Source organism: Cupriavidus taiwanensis (assembly GCF_900250115.1).
Lineage (GTDB): Bacteria > Pseudomonadota > Gammaproteobacteria > Burkholderiales > Burkholderiaceae > Cupriavidus > Cupriavidus taiwanensis_B.
In genome coordinates this window covers 2950476-2964528 of the sequence record NZ_LT984803.1, presented here as the reverse complement: position 1 = coordinate 2964528, position 14053 = coordinate 2950476, and the positions used below count along the sequence as shown (strand labels likewise).

The following is a 14053-nucleotide window of genomic DNA, read 5'->3' as shown; positions in this document are numbered from 1 at the left end:
CAGCGCGGACGCGGCTGTGGCCGGATGCGTCCAGGGTGTCCCGTGTGTCCGGGCTGTGCATGATCGCGGTCCTGCGCTGCCTGCGGAAGAGTCTATGGCGCCTGTCCGGATGCAGGGATGCCCGCATCCGGCAAAGCGATTCCGAACTGGAATCGCGCACTAGAATGGCCGCGCCGGACCGGCAACATCGCGAAACCCGGCATTACTGGAATGCCATGAGGACCGAAGATCTCCGACTGTTCCTGGCCGTGGCCGAGCACGGCAACCTGCACAAGGCCGCAGGCACGCTGGGGCTGACCCAGTCGTCGCTGTCCAAGGTATTGGCGCGGCTGGAGGCGGAAGCCGGCATGCAGCTGTTCGAGCGCATGCCGCGCGGCGTCATGCTGACAGCGGTCGGGCACAAGCTGCTGGCGCACGCGCGGCGCATCGTGCTGGCCAATGACGACATGGAGAACGAGATCAACGACGAGCGCCACGCGCGCGTCGGCCAGGTGCGCGTGGCGACGCTGCCGCACCTGGTGCCGTCGCTGTTCTCGCCGCTGCTGGAACAATTCCTGGCCAGCCGGCCGCTGGCCCGGTTCTCGATCGCCACACATCTGAGCCCGCAGCTGATGGCCGCGCTGCAGGGCGGCGAGGTGGACCTGGTCTGTGCCGCCATGCCGGACGGCGCCACCGAGGGCGTCGAGTACCTGCCGCTGGGGGCGCTGACGCTGCAAGTGGTGGCGCGCGCCGATCATCCGCGACGCGCGCGCTGGCGTTCGCTGGCCGACCTGGTCGACGAGCATTGGGTGGCGCCCGCCACCTCGCTCTATGTGCGCAGCGGCTTTGAGGGTCGCTTCACCAGCCGCGGGCTGCCGCCACCGCGCGTGACCGTTGAAAGCACCAGTTCATCGGTGTCGTTCGCCGACCTGCTGCGCAATACCGACCTGCTCGGCATCATGCCCCAGCGCCTGCTGGGGCAGGCGCTGGGGCAGGGGCTGCAAGCGATCGAGGGCGACGACATGTGCTGGCAATATGAGCTGGCCGTGTTCTGGCGGGCCACTGCCTACCTGTCGCCGCTGTGCCGCGACTTCCGCGATGCGCTGGTGCGCTGGTGCGGAGAAGCCGGCATCTGAGCAGACGCCGGCGCTGCGGCGCCTCAGTCGAGGCGAATATTGTGCTCCTTGATCACGCTGACCCAGTACGCCTGGTCAGCCCGGGTCGCCGCCGCGAACGCCGCCGGCTGCGTGGTCTTGACGATCAGCCCCAGATCGCCCAGCCGTTGGCGGATATCGGGCGCGGCCATCACCGTTTCAACGTCGGCCGCGATCTTGTCGACGATGGCCTGCGGCGTGCCGGCGGTGGTGAACAGGCCCAGCCATGCGGGGCCGTCCAGGCCCTTGTAGCCCAGTTCCTGGAAGGTGGGCACGTCGGGGAGCATCGGCGCGCGGGTGTTGCCGGTCACCGCCAGCGGCTGCAGCTTGCCGGTGCGCGCATGCTGGCGCACCGTCATCGGCGACAGCGTGCCCAGCGAGATCTGGCCGCCGATCAGGTCGGTGGCGATCGGCGCTTCGCCCTTGTACGGCACGTGGACCAGCTGGGCGCCGGCATTCTTCAGGAACACCTGCATGTAGAGATGGGCGCCGGTGCCGATGCCATAGGTGCCATACGAGAGCTTGTCCGGCTGCGACTTGGCCAGGGCCACCAGTTGCGGCAGCGTGCGCGGCATGGCGGCGCTGGCGGTCAGCACCAGGCTGGAGGTGCACAGCTGGCCGATGGCGGTCAGGTCGCGCAGCGGGTCGAACGGCGGCTTGGCCACCATGTAGGGTGTCTGCACCAGGCTGGGCAGGCCCAGCAGCAGCGTGTAGCCGTCCGGCTGCGACTTGGCGACCACGTCGGCGCCGATCATGCCGCCGACGCCGGGCCGGTTCTCGACGATCACCGGGCGCTGCCACAGCTTGCCCAGCGGGTCGCCCAGCGCGCGCGCCAGCACGTCCGTGGCGCCGCCGGGCGGGTAGGGCACGACCAGCCGCACCGGGCGCCCCGGCCAGGACTGCTGGGCCCGGGCCGGGCCGATGCCCAGGGTTGAAGCGGCGGCGGCCAGGGATCCGGCTCCCAGCCAGTGCAGGGCCTTGCGGCGGTCGGCTTGCATGGTGTTTCCTCCAGTGATTGACGTCGTGTGGGCAGGCGGCCCGGGCGTCAGTACGCCAGTGGCCACGGCAACGCGCAGCGTACGAGGCCGCGATGCGTCGCGGCATCGGCGGGATGGACGAAAACGGTAGGGGGTACTTACCCGGATCGGGTTGGCGCAGGGGCATGCGGACTGCCGCAATCCGAACCGCGGCATCGCTTATGATGGCGCCGCCGCTGCCGGCGCGGTCAGTAAATCCGGTCCGTGCGGCGCTTGATCCATTTCCAGCTTGAACCATCATGGCCCGCCTCAAACTCGACCTGCCCGCCGACCAGCTTTGCTACGCCACGCACCTCACTGTGCGCGTGACGGACATCAATTCGGCCAACCACCTTGCCAATGATTCGATGATCTCAATGATTTCGGAGGCGCGGGCGCGGTTCCTGTTTGAGTTGGGCAGCGACGATGTGCGCGCGGAAGGGGTCGGCATCATCGTCACCGACCTGGCGACGATGTACCGCAACGAGGCCCATGCGCGCGACCAGCTGCTGTTCGAGGTGGGCGTGATGGATTTCAACAAGTACGGCGGCGACATCATCTTCCGCATCACGCGGCCGGCCGATGGCGCGCTGATCGCGATGGCCAAGTCGGGCTTCGTCTTCTTCGACTACGTGGCCAGGCGGGTGGTGGCGATGCCGGCGGGATTCGCCGGGCGCTTCCCGAAGGTGAACTGGGTGGAATAGCCGCGGGCGTGGCGCGGTCCGGTGACAGCGCCACGTTGGTGCGATGGCGTCGGCTCAGGCCTTGCGCTCGCCGCCCAGCGCCTCGGTCAGGTCGACCAGCATGCCGGACAGCTCGCCCGCCATCATGGTGAAGTCCGCGTCGAAGCGCTCGTCTTCATCGTGCGCGGTGCCGTCGGCCTGTTCCTTGATCACGTCGAGCGGCGCCACTTTCTTGACCACCAGCCCGTCGGTCAGCACGAACGAGACGCGGTCGTTCCAGGTCATTGCCAGGCGCGTGCAGCGCTTGCCGGCGGCGATATGGCGGCGCAGGTCTTCGGCGTCGAGCGGGTGGCGCACGTAGCGGACCGTGGCCTTGCTTTCGGCGCCGGACTGCAACTCGATTTCCTGGTCGACGGTAAAGCCGGCGGGGCGGCATCGCCGGCCAGCCATTCGGTCATGGCCGCCACCGGCGACTGGTTGACGTGCAGGTTGATCAGCGGCAGCGGGTCCAGCGCCTTGAACAGCATGCCGCGCACTTCATCGGCCTTGGCCGCGGCGGCGGCGTCGATGGCAAGCCAGCCATGGTCAGGGTCGATCCACACGCGCGTGTCGCGGCGGATGCTGAAGGCGCGCGGCAGCAGCTCTTCGGTGACCTGCTCCTTGAGTTCCTTCATTTGCTTGCGGCCCGGCTTGTAGCCTTGCTGCTCTTCGATTTCGGCGGCGCGCGCGCGCGTGACCTGGTTGACCACGGTGGTGGGCAGCAGCTTCTTCTCGGTGCGCAGCGTCAGCAGCATCTGGCGGCCGACGGTATGGACCAGCTGGCCGTTGTCACGCGGCGAAGCCCAGCCCTGCGTCTGCATCTCGAGACTGGTGCCGGGAAAGAAGGCGTGTTTCGCCAGGCTGGCTTCGACCTCGTCGGCGCTCGGCGACCACGGGGCGGAGAAACGATGGACCTGCAGATTCTTGAACCACATGGGAATTCGGCCAAAGGGACGAATTCTAACGCCCGCGGCGCGGCGCGGCGAAAAATGCCCGGCGCCGCGCGACCGCCGGTCGCGCGGTGGCCCCGCAAAGCACCGCTACAGGTCGAGCCGGGTGATCTTGCTGCCCTCGAAGCTGAGCCCGGCCATCAGGCCGGCATTGGTCAGCACGAAGCCGACGATGGGCTGCTGGGCGGTGTTGGTGTCGAGCACGCCGTTTGCGCCAATCGTGGCAAGCGCGACGGTGGCATCCACGCCCACGGTCCAGCCGCTGCTGCGCACGAACTTGTCGTAGGCGTCCTGCGTCATGAACATCAGGATCACCGACTTGGACTGCGCCCCGATCTGCCAGCCTACCGAGCCCGAGACCAGCCGGTAATAGCCGCGCGTGGCGCCACCAGAGCGCAGCGCGCCGTCGCCATACTCGCCGCCGACGATGAAGCCCGCCGACAGGGTCTTGGGAAACACCAGGATGCCGCGCGCGCGGTTGCCCAGCTCGCGCGAGCCGTTGACGGAGCTATACAGGCGCGACAGCGTGCCATCCACGCCCGAGTCGATTTCGCGCCGGCGCGCCGACTTGTCGCTCGGCGCCTCGGGCTTGGTGGTGGTGCAGGCGCCGGTAGCCAGGGTGCCGAGAGCCAGACCCGCGCTGCCCGTAAGGAAGGTTCGACGTTTCATCTCGTCTCCTTGGTGTTGTTGTCGTCTTTGAAGCATAGGCGCCGAAATCACCCGGGCAAATGATTCACGCCGCCGAGTCGTTTCCATTTGTGACGAAGGTGGTGTGGGATGGCCATTCGCGGCAAGAATAACGGGCCTTGCGCCCGGTACGTCCCATGGCTGGCTTATGCCCATGTGACCGCCGCTGCGCCGTCACCGCATCTTGACCCGCCATGAAGAAACTTCTCACCGCATTGCCCCTGATCCTGCTGGCCGCCTGCGCTTCGCAGCCTCCGGGGGCTTCCACTGACGCCGCGGTATCGGCCCCGGCGGCCGACACCGGCAGCGAATGGCAGGCGCTGCGCGCCAGATACATGGATTGCACGCAGAAGAAGGCGAACGACAACCTGTCGGCCAAGGGCCAGTCCAGGGACGTGGCCGACCTGGCGCTGTCCGCATGCCAGCCGGAACTGGATGCGATGCACAGTGCGTTCCGCAGCTATCTCGACGCGCAGATGTCGTCGTCGCACGGCAAGAGCAGCGCGCGCCAGGCGGCGGCGCGCGTGACCGCCGACACCCGCGACAAGGCGCGCAACTACCTGGTGCGCTACGTCGAGCGCGAGCGCTACGTGGCGCGCCAGAACTGACGGCGCGCGCGCCGTCGGGTCAGAGCATTTCCAGCGGCCCGGGACCGTCTGGCGGCGGGAAGATGCGGTCGAGCTCGGCCAGCTGGGCCGGCGACAGGATCTGCGACAGCGCCGCCAGGTTTTCCTGCAGGCGTTCGCGCCGGCCGGTCTTGGGGATGGCGATGACGCCCTCCTGCGCCAGCAGCCAGGCCAGCGCCGCCTGCGCCGCGCTCATGCCGTGGTCGCGCGCGAAGCGCTTGAGACCGGGATGCCCCAGCAGGCGCGACTGCTCGATCGGGGAATAGGCCATCACCGGCACGCCGCGCTGGCGCAGCCACGGCAACAGGTCCCACTCGATGCCGCGCCGGCCCAGGTTGTACAGCAGCTGGTTGGTGGCGACGCGGCTGCCGCCCGGTGCGTCCCACAATTCCTGCATATCGGACAGGTCCAGGTTGCTGACGCCCCAGTGGCGGATCTTGCCGTCGCGCTGCAGCGCCTCCATGGCCTGCACGGTCTCTTCCAGCGGCACGCCGCCGCGCCAGTGCAGCAGGTAGAGGTCGATGCGGTCGGTGCCCAGCCGCTTCAGGCTGCGCTCGCAGGCCTGCACCGTGCCGCGCCGGCTGGCGTTGAACGGGTAGACCTTGCTGACCAGGAAGGCCTGGTCGCGGCGGCTGGCGATGGCCTCGCCGATCATGGCCTCGGACTGGCCCTCGCCGTACATCTCGGCGGTGTCGATCAGGCGCAGGCCCAGGTCCAGCCCCAGGCGCAGCGTGGCAATTTCCTCGGCGCGCGCGGCGGGCGACTCGCCCATATTCCAGGTGCCCATGCCGAGCGCCGGGATGCGCTCGCCGTCGGGCAGGGTGACTTGCTTCATCGCTTGGCTTCCAGGTTGGCCGGGGTCGGGCGCCCGTGCGGCACCCAACCACACTAGTTAACAACATCGCCAATGTACAACCGGCGCGCGCCGGGAATGCTTCAGACCAGTCCGGTCAGAAAATACAGCGCAATGACGAAGAACACCGCGCCGGTCTTGATCAGCGTGACCGCGAAGATATCGCGGTAGGACTCGCGGTGGGTCAGGCCGGTCACCGCCAGCAGCGTGATCACGGCACCGTTGTGCGGCAGGGTGTCCATGCCGCCGCTGGCCATCGACACCACGCGGTGCAGCACCTCCAGCGGAATCTGCATGGCCTGCGCGCCGGCGATGAAGGTCTGCGACATCGCCGCCAGCGCAATGCTCATGCCACCGGAGGCCGAGCCGGTGATGCCGGCCAGCGTGCTGACCGAGACCGCGGCATTGACCAGCGGGTTGGGAATGGCGCGCAGCGCGTCGCTGACCACCAGGAAGCCCGGCAGCGCCGCGATGACGCCGCCGAAGCCGTATTCCGACGCGGTGTTCATCGACGCCAGCAGGGCGCCGCCGACCGCGCCCTTGGTGCCCTCGGCAAAGCGCTCGCGCAGGGCGCCGAAGGCGGTCACCAGCACCACCGCGATGCCCAGCAGCAACGCGCCTTCCACCGCCCAGATCGCGGTGACGCTGGCGATCCTGGTTTCCACCGGACTGGCCAGCCCGGGCAGCGCCACGCTGCTGGCTTCGCCGTACCACAGCGGAATCATCCGCGTCAGCCAGAAGTTGGCCACACCCACCACCACCAGCGGCAGCAGCGCCAGCAGCGGATGCGGCAGCTTGCCGGCCTGGCTGCGCTCGGGCTCGTTGCGCAGGTTGGTGCCGTAGCCCTCGCCGCGCGCGGCGGCGGCGCGGCGGCGCCATTCCAGGTAGCTCAGGCCCACCACCAGGATAAAGAGCGAGCCGGCCACGCCCAGCACCGGCGCTGCCCACGAGGTGGTGTTGAAGAAGTTGGTGGGGATGATGTTCTGGATCTGGGCGGTGCCCGGCAGCGAATCCATGGTGAACGAGAACGCGCCCAGCGCGATCGCGCCCGGCATCAGCCGCTTCGGGATGTTGCTCTGGCGATACAGTTCGGCGGCGAACGGGTAGACCGCGAACACCACCACGAACAGCGACACGCCGCCGTAGGTCAGCAGCGCGCACACCGTGACGATCACCGCGTTGGCGCGCGACCGCCCGATATAGCGGATCGCCGCGGCGACGATGGACTCGGAAAAGCCCGACAGCTCGACCACCTTGCCGAACACCGCGCCCAATAAGAACACGGGGAAATACAGCTTCACGAAGCCGACCATCTTCTCCATGAAGATGCCGCTGAACACCGGCGCCACCGCCGACGGGTCGGTCAGCAGCACCGCGGCCAGCGCGGCGATCGGCGCGAACAGGATCACGCTGTAGCCGCGATAGGCGGCGAACATCAGAAAGGCAAGGGCTGCCAGTACGATCAGGAACGACATCGGATCTCCTTCAGGGTTGCCTTCTCCTGAGGTGCGGTCCGTTGCCGCGCGGGGGGCTGCGCTGGTGGCGCGTTGTCTCGTTCTGTGCGTCAGGAAAAGGGATCAGCCGGCGACTGTGCCACAGCTTGGCCGTCGGCGAAACCTCGCGGCTCGCCGCCGGCCGCGCCGGTGGCGGCGGCCGGCATGAAGGAGCAGGGCAGGTTCACCGGTGCTGGTGGCGATACTCCTGCGTGCGCCCGCCGTAGCCATACGCCGCGGCACGGGCGTCGATCACGTGGACGTAGGAGACCGGATGCAGCTTGCCGAGCAGGCCGGACATGGTCTCGAACACGGCCGCGATGAACTGCGCCTTCTCCGCCTTGGTGTTGGTTTCGTCGGTCACGCTGATATCCAGGTGGAAGGCGTTGCAGCCATGCTCGGACAGCGGCGCGTCGGCGATGATCCAGTGGTCGTGCGGGATGTACTGGACCGTCACGGCGATCACGTCGCGCGCTTTGCCGAGCACGCGCTCGGTCAGGTCGGCAATGGCCCTGGCGCTGCGGCGGGTGAGGTCGGCATCGGGGTGGCCGGACAGGTGCAGGACGATGTGGGGCATGGCGGGCTCCTTGGGTTCGAGCGGGTTGGTGAAGCCATGGTAGGGCGTGGCGTGGTATCGGAAAAGCGGGAATAATCGATGCATTCCATCGGCTATGCCGAAATCATTCCAACCCTGCCCGGAGGCTTGCCATGCGTGGCTTCGACACCGACCAGTTGCGCACCTTCGTGACGGTTGCCGACAGCGGCAGCCTGTCGGCCGCGGCGCCCAGGCTGTTCCTGTCGCAGTCGTCTGTCAGCGAGCAGCTGCGCAAGCTGGAAGAGCGCGCCGGCGTGCCGCTGCTGACGCGCGGCCGCCACGGCGCGCAGCCGACGCCGGCCGGGCAGCGGCTGCTGGCGCACGCGCGGCGCATCCTGGCGCTGAACGAGCTGGCCTTGCAGGAGTTGCGCGGCCACGCGCTGGAAGGCGAACTGCGCCTGGCGGTGACCGACTATTTCCGCCCCGGCGAGATTGCCGGCATGCTGCGGCGCCTGCGCGAGCGCTATCCGTACCTGCGCCTGCACGTGACGGTGATGAAGAGCGCGGCGATCGACGCCGCCGCCGGGCGCGACACCTTCGATATCGGCCTCAGCATGCGCCTGCCGGGCACGCGCGGGCCGGCCGCGCGCGGCACGGTGCTGCGGCGCGAGCCGCTCGCCTGGGTCGCCGCGCCGACAGAAGCCGACAGCCTGCCCGCGACCGTGCCGCTGGTGCTGCTGCCCGATACCTGCTCGCTGCACCAGTACGTGGTGCAGCGGCTGCTGCGCAAGCGGGTGCCGTTCGAGATCGCGCACTCTGCCTCCGGGGTGGCGGGGTTGCACCTGGCGCTGGCAGCGGGGCTGGGCGTGTCGTGCCTGAACGCATCGGCGATCGGGCCGGGCGTGGCGCCGCTGGACGCCGCCACGGTTGCGCGGCTGGGATTGCCGCGGCTGCCCGAGGCGGAATTCTTCCTGCTGCCAGCGCGGCGGGGGGAGTCGGCCTTCATTGCGCAAGCGCGCGATGCGCTGGCTGCACAACTGGCCTAGCGCGTCCCCTTGAAGTCAGAAAAGGGCCACCAATCGATTCCCGCCAGGTGGGTGCCATTGTGTTGAAAGCAACATATCCGGATTGGGAATAGGAATAATTCGCAATCTCGTTGACCGTGACAAAGCCGTAATCGATAATTTGCCGGCATTTTTAAATTATTACAGTCGATTACAGGCCAATGAGAATAAAACTTCACCCGATTTGTGCCGCGGTGGCGGGGAGCTTCGTTTTTCAACCGATGCTGGTGTGGGCGCAGTCCGCACCGGCGACGCCGGCGCAGTTGCCGGAGGTCACCGTCAAGGCGGATGTCAGCCGCGAGCTGGGGGAGGGCTACAACCCGCCCAATGCGGTCAGCGCGACCAAGACCGAAGCGCCGCTACGCGATGTCCCCCAGACCGTCAACGTGGTCACCGCCGAGGTGATGCGCGACCAGCACGCCACCTCGATGCAGGACGCGCTGAAGAACGTGCCGGGCGTGTCGTTCTCGCACGGCGACGGCCAGCGCGACCAGGTCTCGATCCGCGGCTTCACCGCCATCGCCGACCAGTTCGTCGACGGCATCCGCGACGACGCGCTGTACTTCCGCGACATGTCCAACGTCGACCGCGTCGAAGTCATCAAGGGACCGGCCGCGGTGCTGTACGGGCGCGGCTCGTCGGGTGGCCTGATCAACCGCGTGACCAAGAAGCCGGGCATCGACGTCACCGACTTCGCGCTCAGCTACGGCATGTGGGCCGACCGCCGCGCCGAGGCCGACGTGGGCCGAGTGTTCGCCGACGGCGCCGCGGCGTTCCGGGTGACCGGCGCGGTGGAGAAGGCCAACAGCTACCGCTCGCAGCAATTCCTGGACCGGGCGGCGATCGCGCCGTCGCTGGAGTTGCGCGTGGCGCCCGAGACCACCGTGCTGTTCCAGGCCGACTACCTGGAAGACCGCCGCGTCACCGATTTCGGCATCCCGGCGTACCGCGGGCGGCCGGTGGACGTGCCCGCGTCGCGCTACTACGGCGCGGCCAATGCGCGCGATGCGGACTACTCGCAGTCGCGTGTGTTCTCCGGCACCGCCACGATCAACCATCGCTTCAATGAGAACTGGTCGATCCGCAATGCCACGCGGTATTACCACTACTCGCTCGATCGCAACAACACGCTGACCGCCGCGGTCAACGAAGCGACGCAACAGCTGACCATGAACCACGGCAATGTCCGCCGTGAGGAACATGGCTGGTTCAACCAGACCGACCTGATCCAGAAGGCGACGATCTTCGGCACCAAGCACGAGATCCTGTACGGCATGGAGATCGGTCAGCAGAACAAGGACCAGATCAACAACACCAAGCCGGTGCCGGGCACCTTCGACCTGTTCAACCCGGTGCTGCCGGTGCTGCCGCGCCTGGCGCCGGGCACCCCGACCACCTCGAACCTGGGCATCTTCGACACGCTGGCGTTCTACACCCAGGACATGATCACCTTCAGCGAGCAGTGGAAGGCGCTGGTCGGGGTGCGCTACGACAACTTCCAGCAGGAGACCAAGAACCGCATCGCCGGCCAGCGCGACCTGTCTCGCACCGACACTGCCTGGAGCCCGCGTGCCGGCCTTGTGTGGCAGCCGAGCAAGACGCAGTCGTACTATGTGTCGTGGAGCAAGTCGTTCCAGCCGTCCGGCGAAGCGTTCGCTGTGGCGGCCAACAATGCGGATCTCGGTCCGGAGAGCACCCGGAATACGGAAGTCGGCGCTAAGTACGATTGGCTGAACGGCAAGGCCAGCACGACGATCTCGGTGTTTCGCCTGGAGCGGAACAACATGAAGGTGCAGAACGCCGCCGGCAATGCCATCCTTCCGATCGGCACGCAGCGGACCGATGGCGTGGAACTGTCCGGTGCGGCGGAACTGCCGCAAGGTTGGCGTGTACTGGCTGGCTATGCTTACCTTGACGCCCGGGTCACTAACTCTACCCAGATCGATGCTGGACAACCGGTTCAGGGCAAGCGCGCGACGATTACGCCGATGCACAGCGGCAACGTCTGGCTGACCAAGGATCTGGGCCACGGCTTCGGTGTGGGTGCCGGTCTGAACCTGGTCGGCAAGCGCTTCGCGAATCCGGGCAACACCGTGACCCTGCCCGGCTATGTCACCGCCGACGCGATGGCCTGGTACCGCCGCGGCGCCTTCGAGGCCCAGCTGAACGTGTACAACCTGTTCGACAAGGGCTACATCGTCTCGGCGCACGGCACCAACCCCAACCTGAACATGCCGGGCGCTCCGCGCAGCGTCATGGCAACCCTGCGCTACCGCATGTAAAGCGCAGCATCGGGGACAAAAAAACCGGGCGGTTCATCACCGCCCGGTTTTTTTTCGCCTGTTGGTTCTCCTTTGACCGGGCATGCAACGGCATGCCCCGGAGAAACCCTGAGTGCCGGCAGCGATCAGTGCTCGCGCTCCCAGGTCTGGGTGCGTCCGATCAGGCTGATGCCGATGAAGCCGCGCACGTTGAGCTTGTTGCCATCCTCGGCCAGCGACATCTTGCTCTTGTAGACCTTGCCGTTCTCCGGATCCAGGATCTCGCCGCCGCTCCACTCGTTGTCGCCGGTCTTGCGCAGGCCGGACAGGATGGTCATGCCGATCAGCGGCTGGTCCTTGCGTGCATCGGTGCACTTGTCACAGACCCGCGGCTTGCCGTCGCTGTCGACGAAGCTCTTGAGCAGGCGTCCGCTGTAGACGCCGTTCTTCTCGGTGATCTCCACCAGTCCGCGCGGCTTGCCGGTGTTGTCGTCGATGGTCTTCCACGTGCCGCTCGGCGTGGCCTGCGCCAGCGCCGCGGCGCTGGCGAGCAGGGTGGCGGCCAGCACCGCGGCGCGTACCGTGGAAGCAATGAGGGAAGGGCTGCGCATGATGTCTCCTTTGAGGTCCGTAGCCACGCCAATCTACTGGCGCAGCCGCCGCGCCGCAATCCGGCGCGGCGTGGCGCGCGCCGCTTCGCCGCACCCGGCTGCTGCCCGCCAGGCCGCGTGCGGCGGGGGATTGCGGGTTTTTGTGGCGCAGCAAAACGCGCCTGCACGCGCCGCCGAAGCAATCCTCTAAGCGGACGTACGAGACACCGCGCGGCAACTTGCCGCGCGCGTCGCGAAGGCGCGCACGCATCCGCGAATCGCGCCGCGCGTGCTCCGGATCGCGCGACGCGACGCGCCCTCATCGCAGCGACTGCCGGAGTGTTGCCGCGATGCTTCGCGGTCGTCGCGGCATGGCTCGATCGCAATGCTTCGATGCCGCCGCGCTGTCTCTGCGATGCCTTCGCGATGCCCTTTCGATGTTGCTTCGATGCAAACCGTTGCGTACACGCATCACTCGCGCGCGTGCTCGGCGATGGTGTCGCGCAGCGACCGACGCCGGTGTCGCCGAGCATCGAGCGCGGCGCTGCGCGTGCGTGCCGGGTCGAGTGTGTAAAGCATGCAGAGCGCGCGCCGGAGTTCGCGGCGCGCGCGTGTCGAAGCGTGCCGCCGCGTTGCGCGGGGCGCGCCGCTCGCGTATCGGTGCATCGCCCGCAAAGCCTTTGTCCATGCGGCTTTTGAGAAAGCGCGAGGGCGCGCGGCAGAGCTTCTCGCAGTCACCGCGCACTCGCAGCGCGGCTTGTCATCGCTACGCGGGACTGTGTGTAAAAGCTGCGGCGCGCGCGTTCAGCGACGGGGCAGCGCGCGGCGTGCGCGAGCACGCGTGGTGGGTCCCGACACCGGCATGCGTGCGACGCGTTTTGATGTCGTCGGCAACGTCTTCGTGACGACGCGCGTGAGAACTAGCTGGAGCGGTGCATGCAGGCAAGTTTTTTTGCACTTTTTTCTTAACATCATCGTGCAAACGAATTATGATTCGCCTTGACAAGAGTCTCACTTCATTGCAGCGAAGCAGGAAGCAAGATGAACCGAAAAGCGCGATGCGCGCTTCGATGCAATGACGAAGGTAGTAGCTGAGGAGCACGAGAACTTTGACGCAGACCAGGCCCGACCGGCTTCTTAAAACGCGTGCAGTCTCCCTTGGTCCATTGACGGGTTGGACCCGCTACCACCGAATGAATGCCGCCTGCCGTGCGCGAGGCCAAGCCCGCACCGCAGGCCTGCTGTCCGATATCTCCTCATTTCTGGCCGCGCGCCGGCTCAACGGGCGGTGCGGGCTGATCGAATATTCCAGGGCGCGGCATGTGCCCGAGACCCGCTTGCGGGCTCGCGCCGGCCGCCAAGTCACCGCCATGGGCGGTGCCCCTGCAACCGAATTCATTAGCGTGCAGCAGTGGTCGGGCCGCACGCCGATGAATCGCTCGCTCGACTGGGGCCGCGCTGCTGTGGCGCGCCTCGGGTCGGTCGGGTCGCCAACTTAGGTCATTCGATATTCACTCTCTAGTGAAGGAGTTATCCATGGCAACTGCTGCAAAGAAAAAGCCGGCGGCTAAGAAGGCCGCCAAGCCGGCCGCCAAGAAGGCTGCTGTGAAGAAGGTCGCCGCCAAGAAGGCTGCACCGGCCGCCAAGAAGGCAGCCGCCAAGAAGGCACCGGCCAAGAAGGCCGCGGTGAAGAAGGTCGCCGCCAAGAAGGCCGCACCGGCCAAGAAGGCAGCCGCCAAGAAGGCCGCACCGGCCAAGAAGGCCGCGGTGAAGAAGGTCGCCGCCAAGAAGGCCGCACCGGCCAAGAAGGCAGCCGCCAAGAAGGCACCGGCCAAGAAGGCCGCAGTGAAGAAGGTCGCCGCCAAGAAGGCCGCACCGGCCAAGAAGGCTGCTGCCAAGAAGGCGCCTGCCAAGAAGGCCGCTGCCAAGAAGGCTGCACCGGCCAAGAAGGCTGCTGCGAAGAAGCCGGCCGCCAAGAAGGCTGCTGCGAAGAAGCCGGCTGCCAAGAAGGCTGCCGCCAAGCCTGCCGCGGCCCCTGCGGTTGCTCCCGCTTCGGCTGCCAAGACCGCGCTGAACCCGGCCGCTGCCTGGCCGTTCCCGACGGGCAACCGTCCGTAAGCTGC

General features: G+C 67.4%; 12 protein-coding genes and 1 pseudogene. 6 read left to right on the top strand and 7 right to left on the bottom strand.

Going from position 1 to position 14053, the window contains the following annotated elements; genetic code table 11:
* Positions 1-215: 215 nt before the first annotated feature.
* Positions 216-1115 carry a LysR family transcriptional regulator gene (locus CBM2586_RS13830; protein ID WP_115663682.1) on the top strand — a complete coding sequence of 300 codons (900 nt, stop codon included), beginning with the start codon at positions 216-218 and terminating at the stop codon, positions 1113-1115.
* A gap of 23 nt (positions 1116-1138) precedes the next feature.
* On the opposite strand, the gene CBM2586_RS13825 is transcribed toward CBM2586_RS13830, so the two are convergent.
* Positions 1139-2131 carry a Bug family tripartite tricarboxylate transporter substrate binding protein gene (locus CBM2586_RS13825; protein ID WP_115661159.1) on the bottom strand — a complete coding sequence of 331 codons (993 nt, stop codon included), beginning with the start codon at positions 2129-2131 and terminating at the stop codon, positions 1139-1141.
* A 278-nt stretch (positions 2132-2409) separates the two neighbouring features.
* Between CBM2586_RS13825 and CBM2586_RS13820 the strand changes: the two genes are divergently transcribed.
* Positions 2410-2853: a thioesterase family protein gene (locus CBM2586_RS13820; protein ID WP_115688044.1), complete on the top strand. Its 444-nt coding sequence runs from the start codon at positions 2410-2412 to the stop codon at positions 2851-2853.
* A 54-nt stretch (positions 2854-2907) separates the two neighbouring features.
* On the opposite strand, the pseudogene CBM2586_RS13815 reads toward CBM2586_RS13820, so the two are convergent.
* Positions 2908-3806, bottom strand: a pseudogene (locus CBM2586_RS13815) (recombination-associated protein RdgC).
* Positions 3807-3911: 105 nt separating this feature from the next.
* Positions 3912-4490: a BPSL1445 family SYLF domain-containing lipoprotein gene (locus tag CBM2586_RS13810; protein ID WP_115688042.1), complete on the bottom strand. Its 579-nt coding sequence runs from the start codon at positions 4488-4490 to the stop codon at positions 3912-3914.
* 212 nt (positions 4491-4702) lie between these two features.
* Between CBM2586_RS13810 and CBM2586_RS13805 the strand changes: the two genes are divergently transcribed.
* Positions 4703-5116, top strand: coding sequence for a hypothetical protein (locus CBM2586_RS13805; RefSeq protein ID WP_115688040.1), 414 nt, complete (start codon positions 4703-4705; stop codon positions 5114-5116).
* Positions 5117-5135: 19 nt separating this feature from the next.
* Here CBM2586_RS13805 and CBM2586_RS13800 read toward each other — a convergent pair whose 3' ends face one another.
* The 3 genes from CBM2586_RS13800 to CBM2586_RS13790 all read right to left on the bottom strand — a co-directional run bounded on the left by CBM2586_RS13800 (position 5136) and on the right by CBM2586_RS13790 (position 8057).
* Entirely contained in the window at positions 5136-5969 is an 834-nt protein-coding gene (locus CBM2586_RS13800; protein WP_115688038.1) for an aldo/keto reductase, read from the bottom strand.
* 101 nt (positions 5970-6070) lie between these two features.
* Positions 6071-7462 (bottom strand): GntP family permease, encoded by a 1392-nt coding sequence (locus tag CBM2586_RS13795; RefSeq protein ID WP_115688036.1) that lies wholly within the window; start codon positions 7460-7462, stop codon positions 6071-6073.
* 202 nt (positions 7463-7664) lie between these two features.
* A complete protein-coding gene (locus CBM2586_RS13790; RefSeq protein WP_115688034.1) occupies positions 7665-8057 on the bottom strand; it encodes a tautomerase family protein in 393 nt (130 codons plus the stop codon).
* 131 nt (positions 8058-8188) lie between these two features.
* On the opposite strand from CBM2586_RS13790, the gene CBM2586_RS13785 reads away from it, so the two are divergent.
* Together CBM2586_RS13785 and CBM2586_RS13780 are read left to right on the top strand one after the other, a co-directional pair.
* Entirely contained in the window at positions 8189-9061 is an 873-nt protein-coding gene (locus CBM2586_RS13785) for a LysR family transcriptional regulator (RefSeq protein WP_115688032.1), read from the top strand.
* 179 nt (positions 9062-9240) lie between these two features.
* A complete protein-coding gene (locus tag CBM2586_RS13780) occupies positions 9241-11361 on the top strand; it encodes a TonB-dependent receptor (protein WP_115688030.1) in 2121 nt (706 codons plus the stop codon).
* A 125-nt stretch (positions 11362-11486) separates the two neighbouring features.
* Here CBM2586_RS13780 and CBM2586_RS13775 read toward each other — a convergent pair whose 3' ends face one another.
* The gene (locus tag CBM2586_RS13775) at positions 11487-11951 is read right to left on the bottom strand and encodes a DUF2147 domain-containing protein (protein WP_115688028.1); all 465 of its coding nucleotides are present in this window, start codon (positions 11949-11951) and stop codon (positions 11487-11489) included.
* Between the two features lie 1515 nt (positions 11952-13466).
* Here CBM2586_RS13775 and CBM2586_RS13770 point away from each other — a divergent pair.
* Positions 13467-14048 carry a histone H1-like DNA-binding protein gene (locus CBM2586_RS13770; protein ID WP_062801739.1) on the top strand — a complete coding sequence of 194 codons (582 nt, stop codon included), beginning with the start codon at positions 13467-13469 and terminating at the stop codon, positions 14046-14048.
* The last annotated feature ends 5 nt before the right edge of the window (positions 14049-14053 follow it).

What these genes read in the sequence shown, in the direction of transcription:
- CBM2586_RS13830 (WP_115663682.1), top strand. Translation starts at nt 216, where the DNA reads ATGAGGACCGAAGATCTCCGACTGTTCCTGGCCGTGGCCGAGCACGGC.
- CBM2586_RS13825 (WP_115661159.1), bottom strand. Translation starts at nt 2,131, where the DNA reads ATGCAAGCCGACCGCCGCAAGGCCCTGCACTGGCTGGGAGCCGGATCC.
- CBM2586_RS13820 (WP_115688044.1), top strand. Translation starts at nt 2,410, where the DNA reads ATGGCCCGCCTCAAACTCGACCTGCCCGCCGACCAGCTTTGCTACGCC.
- CBM2586_RS13810 (WP_115688042.1), bottom strand. Translation starts at nt 4,490, where the DNA reads ATGAAACGTCGAACCTTCCTTACGGGCAGCGCGGGTCTGGCTCTCGGC.
- CBM2586_RS13805 (WP_115688040.1), top strand. Translation starts at nt 4,703, where the DNA reads ATGAAGAAACTTCTCACCGCATTGCCCCTGATCCTGCTGGCCGCCTGC.
- CBM2586_RS13800 (WP_115688038.1), bottom strand. Translation starts at nt 5,969, where the DNA reads ATGAAGCAAGTCACCCTGCCCGACGGCGAGCGCATCCCGGCGCTCGGC.
- CBM2586_RS13795 (WP_115688036.1), bottom strand. Translation starts at nt 7,462, where the DNA reads ATGTCGTTCCTGATCGTACTGGCAGCCCTTGCCTTTCTGATGTTCGCC.
- CBM2586_RS13790 (WP_115688034.1), bottom strand. Translation starts at nt 8,057, where the DNA reads ATGCCCCACATCGTCCTGCACCTGTCCGGCCACCCCGATGCCGACCTC.
- CBM2586_RS13785 (WP_115688032.1), top strand. Translation starts at nt 8,189, where the DNA reads ATGCGTGGCTTCGACACCGACCAGTTGCGCACCTTCGTGACGGTTGCC.
- CBM2586_RS13780 (WP_115688030.1), top strand. Translation starts at nt 9,241, where the DNA reads ATGAGAATAAAACTTCACCCGATTTGTGCCGCGGTGGCGGGGAGCTTC.
- CBM2586_RS13775 (WP_115688028.1), bottom strand. Translation starts at nt 11,951, where the DNA reads ATGCGCAGCCCTTCCCTCATTGCTTCCACGGTACGCGCCGCGGTGCTG.
- CBM2586_RS13770 (WP_062801739.1), top strand. Translation starts at nt 13,467, where the DNA reads ATGGCAACTGCTGCAAAGAAAAAGCCGGCGGCTAAGAAGGCCGCCAAG.